This window comes from Pengzhenrongella sp., assembly GCF_036565025.1.
Classification (GTDB): domain Bacteria; phylum Actinomycetota; class Actinomycetes; order Actinomycetales; family Cellulomonadaceae; genus Pengzhenrongella.
In genome coordinates this window covers 1-4,164 of sequence record NZ_DATCNW010000075.1, presented here as the reverse complement: position 1 = coordinate 4,164, position 4,164 = coordinate 1, and the positions used below count along the sequence as shown (strand labels likewise).

Sequence of the window (4,164 nt, the reverse complement as noted above, 5' to 3'; positions counted from 1 at the left end):
AGGGCGACCTGGAGCTGGTGGCGGAGGACAAGGTTTTCGAAAGCGACCTCACGACGGGACCGGACGGTGGTGAGAAGGGTGCGCAGCAGCAGCAATAGGAGTTGGAGCATCCGGCAGGTTACCAGCCGGCCGCGCTTCCCGCGCTGCCACGCGAGTTGGACGGGATTTAGCCCCCCTTCAGGCCCGCCGCCCAGACCGCCGGGCGGGCCATCTCGACGGCGAGGTGAGCCTCGGCCAGCTTGTGCTTGACCGCCTGGAAAGAGCCGACCGGTCGGCCGAACTGATGACGTTGCTTCACGTAACCCACCGTTACCTCGACTAGGTGCGCGGCAATACCGACCAGGACGGCGGCTGCGGCTACCGCCGCACGGTCGGCGAGCCGGTCGGTGCTGTCGCCCCCGCCGATCATCCGAGTGTCCTCGCCCTTGTTCAACCGCTCGGGGGCACCGGCGAGCAGGTACTCCTCCTGAAAGATCGACTGGGTGACGAGGTCTGCACCACCACCGCCGAACTCGCGTGGCCAGTGCAGCGCGGCGTAACCGGCCTCGTACAACTGAAGCTCCCAGGCCAGGTGTTCCTGTACGCCGTTCTGGGTGTAGATGGCTGGGAGCGCCCCGGATGGCACGTGGTGGCGCAGCCAGGTGCGGACCTCGGCCTGGAAGGCGTGCTGGCGGTCATCGAGCGTTAGGTCCATGCTGCTCCCTACATCGTTGAGGTAACCAGGGCCCAGATGTCCTCGGGACCGTGGAGTGCGACGACCCGGCCGAGCTCCATCGCCCAGTGTTCGTCCGAACCGTACTCTTCTCGCCACGCCCACAGCCTTCGCGTGAGGTGGTGCAGCGGATGCTCCTGCGTGAAGCCGATGGCACCGTGTACCTGGTGGGCCAATCGGGCCGCTGTCCCCGCCGCCATACCGGCGCGGATCTTCGCGGCCGCCACGGCAAGGTTGCCGTAACCCCCAGCGACTGCACGGACTGCGCCGTCGGCTGCGGCCGTCACCGCGGCCACTTCGCCCGCGAGCAGAGCCACTTGGTGCTGGACGGCCTGGAAGCGCCCGATCGGCCGTCCGAACTGCGTCCGCTCGGTGGCGTAACGGATCGTGAGCTCGAGGGTGCCCTCGAGCGCCCCGGCGATCTGGAGTGCGCGCGCCAGGGCGCCGCGGTGGCGCAGCACGTCGGCTGGGTCACCGTCGAAGAGGCCGACCGCGTCCGCAGACAAGACCACGTCGGGGAAGGTGACGTCGTCGCGGGGCTCGCCAGCGAGGTTGATTCCCGAGGACAGCTCGCAGTGGGCCGGGTCGACGAGCGCACCGATGCAGTTGTTGGCGCCGGCGGCGTGGGCGACCGCGAGGATCCGCGTGGCGGTGCGCGCCCAGGGCACGCCCCTGCTGGTACCCCGAATCGTCCAGCCGGAGATGGTTCGGGTGGCGACGAGGGGAGCGTCGGGGCTGTCCATGGCGACCGTCAGTGGACCTGCCGGGAGCGGCAGGCCAGCGGCTTCGCACGCCCACCCGGCCAATAGGATCGTCTCGGCCAGGGGCACCGGGGCTGCGTACCGAGCAGCGAGCCGTACGATGGTGGCGGCATCAACGATATCCCCGCCGGATCCGCCCATATCCTCCGGCACCCCGACCGTGGTGAACCCGCTCTGCTCTAGGCGCTCCCACAGCGGCGCGCTCCACGACCCCTCGGCCGCGGCCACGACCTGAGGGCTGCAGTGGTCGGCCAGCAACCGTTGCATGGTCTGCTCCAACGGGTCGCTCATCGCAGTCCCAGTCCCCTCGCGACGATGCCGCGCAGGATCTCGGTGGTGCCGCCGCGCAGCGTGAACCCGGGCGAGTGCAGCACGGCCTCGGCGAAGGTTCGGGCCAACGGGACCGCCGAGGCGAGGGAGGGCTCGACGGGGACGGCCAGCCGAACCGCGTCGATCACCTCGTTCTCGAAGCGGGTACCCAGGTCCTTGACCAATGCCGCCGCGACGTCGGGCGCCTCACCGCGGTCCAGTGCGGCCGCGATCCGGAGGGAGAGCTGCCGCAGGGTGATGAGCTGGGCGGTGAGGCGCCCCAGCGCAGACAGGAACCTGACGTCGGGGTCGGCCGTGGCGACGTGGACCAGCTCGCGGAGCAGCGGAAAGGTGGACAGGAACCGCTCGGGGCCGCTACGCTCGAATGCGAGCTCGGCGATGACCTGCTCCCAGCCGGCACCGGTGGACCCGAGAACCATGGAGGCCGGAACCTGAACATCTTGAAGCACCACCTCGTTGAAGTGGTGCTCGCCGTCGAGCAGCCTGATCGGGTTGATTTGCACACCGGGGGCGTGCAGGTCGACGATGAACTGGCTGAGACCCGCGTGCCGGTCATCCTCATCGGCCGGGGAGGTCCGGCACAGCGCGATCATGTAGTGTGAGCGGTGCGCTTGGCTGGTCCAGACCTTGGTACCGGTGACCCGCCAGGCATCGCCGTCGGGAACGGCTCTGGTGCGCACCGAGGCCAGATCGGAGCCGGTGTCCGGCTCGCTCATCCCGATCGCGATGAAACACTCGCCGCGTGCGATGGCGGGCAGCAGTTGGCACCGCTGCTCCTCGGTGCCGTAACGCAGGAGCGCCGGGCCGCTCTGCCGGTCCGCGATCCAGTGCGCGGCCACGGGCGCTCCGGCAGCCAGCACCTCCTCTACGACGACGAAGCGCTCCAGCCCTGAACGCTCGCCCCCGCCGTACTGTCGCGGCCAGGTCATGCCCAGCCAGCCGCGTTCCCCCATACGGCGGCTGAACTCGGCGGAGAAGCCGGACAGCCAGGCGTCGCAGCGCGGTGTGAACGTCCCGGCGTCGAGCTCCTCCCGGAGGAAGTCGCGCACCTCCTCGCGGACCTTGAGCGCCCCGGGCGGCAGGGTGGCCGGGGCGAGCCGCAGCGCCCGTGCGTTCACAGGTGTCCTCGCCGGAAGTCGGGTGGCCGCTTCTCGACGAAGGCCGCGCGTCCCTCCGCCGCGTCGGGACCGAGCAAGTCGGGCGCGGCCGAAAGCCACTCGGTCTCCAAATAGCGCTCGAAGGTGCTGTCCATCGCCGCGCCCAGGAGCGTCTTGGTCAGGACCAGGGCGTCGGGCGCGCCGCGGGCGAGTCCCCCCGCCAGCTCGATCGCTTCGGTGAGCGCAGCGCCGGCGGGTGTCAACCGGTTGACCAGGCCCAGCCCTGCGGCCGAGCGGGCGGTCAGCCGGTCACCTAGCAGCAGCAGTTCCGCAGCCCGCGGGCGCCCCAGCGCCCGCATCAGGAACCAGGCGGCGCCACCGTCGGGGACGAGCCCACGCTGGACGACGGGGGCCGAAAAGGAGGCGTCCTCGGTCGCGACGATCAGGTCGCAGGCGAGGGCAAGGTTCCAGCCGACGCCCAACCGTCGGGACGTGGTCGAAGTCGACACCTCGAGATTCAAGGGAGCGGATGCGCGTAGTGGCCGCCCCTCGCCCGCACGATCTCCCCGGTGAGCGCGCATTCCTCGCTGGCCAGCCAGACGACGATCGGGGAGATCCAGGCCGGGTCCAACTCGTCGGGGCTGGCGGAGGTCGCGACAAGGCCGTCAGTCATCCGGGTCGCGGGTACGGGGGCGATCGAGTTGACGGTAATTCCGAATCGAGCGCCCTCGATGGCCAGGACGTTCATGAGACCGATCATTCCGAGCTTGGCTGCTCCGTAATTGGCCTGGGCGAAATTCCCGTAGATGCCGGCGCCGGAACTCGTCATCACGACTCGGCCGAACCCCTGTTTGCGTAGATGCGGCCACGCGGCGCTGGTCACGTGGAAGCTGCCGTCTAGATGGACTCGGCGTACGGCTTCCCAATGCTCCGGGGTCATCTTGTGGAACGCGGCGTCTCGCAGGATGCCCGCGTTGTTCACGATGACGTCGACTTGGCCGAATGCGTCCACCGCGGTCTGGATGATTGCAGCACCCCCGGAGGGCGTGCTCACATCGTGTTGGGCGGCGACCGCCTGGCCTCCCGCCGTGACGATCTCGGCCACCACCTCCTCGGCCGGGCTCGGGTCCGAGCCCGACCCGTCGCGCGCGGCACCGACGTCGTTGACGATAACCCGGGCGCCGTGCGCCGCGAAGCTCACCGCGTGCGAAAGGCCCAGGCCGCGCCCGGCGCCGGTGACGACGACGGCACGCCCCTGCACCCC

General features: G+C 70.0%; 5 protein-coding genes. All 5 read right to left on the bottom strand.

The features are described from left to right. Positions 1-166: 166 nt before the first annotated feature. Positions 167-694: an acyl-CoA dehydrogenase family protein gene (locus tag VIM26_RS03940; protein ID WP_331949035.1), complete on the bottom strand. Its 528-nt coding sequence runs from the start codon at positions 692-694 to the stop codon at positions 167-169. Between the two features lie 8 nt (positions 695-702). Continuing rightward, positions 703-1,752, bottom strand: a complete 1,050-nt coding sequence (locus VIM26_RS03935; protein WP_331949033.1) for an acyl-CoA dehydrogenase family protein — start codon at positions 1,750-1,752, stop codon at positions 703-705. Between the two features lie 8 nt (positions 1,753-1,760). Beyond that, positions 1,761-2,921, bottom strand: coding sequence for an acyl-CoA dehydrogenase family protein (locus VIM26_RS03930; protein WP_331949032.1), 1,161 nt, complete (start codon positions 2,919-2,921; stop codon positions 1,761-1,763). Continuing rightward, positions 2,918-3,409, bottom strand: coding sequence for an enoyl-CoA hydratase-related protein (locus VIM26_RS03925; RefSeq protein ID WP_331949030.1), 492 nt, complete (start codon positions 3,407-3,409; stop codon positions 2,918-2,920). The genes VIM26_RS03930 and VIM26_RS03925 overlap by 4 nt, the downstream gene beginning before the upstream one ends. A gap of 8 nt (positions 3,410-3,417) precedes the next feature. Next, a partial coding sequence (locus tag VIM26_RS03920) for an SDR family NAD(P)-dependent oxidoreductase (RefSeq protein WP_331949029.1) occupies positions 3,418-4,164 on the bottom strand: 747 nt, incomplete at its 5' end.

Coding starts and splice junctions, on each gene's coding strand:
- VIM26_RS03940 (WP_331949035.1), bottom strand. CDS start 694: ATGGACCTAACGCTCGATGACCGCCAGCACGCCTTCCAGGCCGAGGTC.